A 1,158-nucleotide genomic window follows, 5' to 3' on the forward strand; every position below is an offset into this window, starting at 1 on the left:
ACTTAGTTATCAGTAAATTGACAACTAATATGAACAATAGTTACAGAGTTTACCAGTATTTAGCAATGAGATATCACTCAAAAAACCTCTAATCAATCCATGAACCTATACCTTGTGCCCACTGCATTCATCTTCTTTGTTGAAAACCTACGCAATTGTTTACTGTCGGTCCTTGTCGCCATCATGTTTTGCTTAAAACGAGGGGTGCTAAACCGCACTGTATATCGCCCAAACTTAGTTAAAGGCTTCTAAATGCAACTTGTTGCCTGTGGCATAAACCACAGTACCGCATCCATTGATATTCGTGAAAGTATCGCCTTTAATGCCGAAATTTTACCTGCTGCACTTGCCTCTTTATTACAACATCCAGGTGTGGTCGAAGCAGTTATTGTGTCAACCTGTAACCGCACTGAACTTTATTGCCACCTTGATGATGAACATGACCATGATATCGGTCAATGGCTGCATCAATTCCATCAACAAGAAGAGGGTTGCTTAAACGAGTTTTTATATTATCACCATGATGATGAAGCAATTCGCCACTTATTACGTGTCGCCTGTGGTCTTGATTCAATGGTATTGGGTGAGCCTCAAATTCTAGGACAAATAAAAACAGCTTTTAGTCATGCTGTTAATGCCAATACCATCGGTAAATCATTAGGTCGCTTATTTCAACATTCCTTCACTGTAGCCAAACAAGTTCGTACTGACACGGCAATCGGTAATAGTCCCGTTTCAGTGGCCTTTGCCGCCGTTAGCCTTGCGAAACAAATATTTAGTAGCTTCGCTGAATCAACCGCATTATTAATTGGTGCAGGCGAAACAATCGAACTAGCTGCACGCCACTTCTTCGATAATGGCATTGGCCGCATTATCATTGCTAATCGTACTATTGAACGCGCCCATAATTTAGCAATGCAAGTAGATGGTTATGCTATCAGTCTCAGTGAAATGCCTGCGCACTTAGCTGAAGCTGACATTATTATCAGCTCAACCGCCAGCCAATTACCTATTTTAGGAAAAGGTGCTGTCGAAAGAGCATTAAAACAACGCAAACGTAAACCCATGTTCATGGTTGATATCGCTGTACCTCGTGATATTGAACCTGAAGTCGGTAATCTTGAAGACATCTACCTCTATTGTGTTGATGATCTGCAT

At 41.1% G+C, this 1,158-nt stretch carries 1 protein-coding gene; it reads left to right on the forward strand.

Annotation, left to right across the window (positions count from 1 at the left end; all coding sequences use genetic code 11):
• Positions 1-252 precede the first annotated feature (252 nt).
• A partial coding sequence (gene hemA, locus AC3AYF_RS21490; RefSeq protein ID WP_487780499.1) for a glutamyl-tRNA reductase occupies positions 253-1,158 on the forward strand: 906 nt, incomplete at its 3' end.

It is taken from the genome of Salinicola sp. (assembly GCF_982684285.1).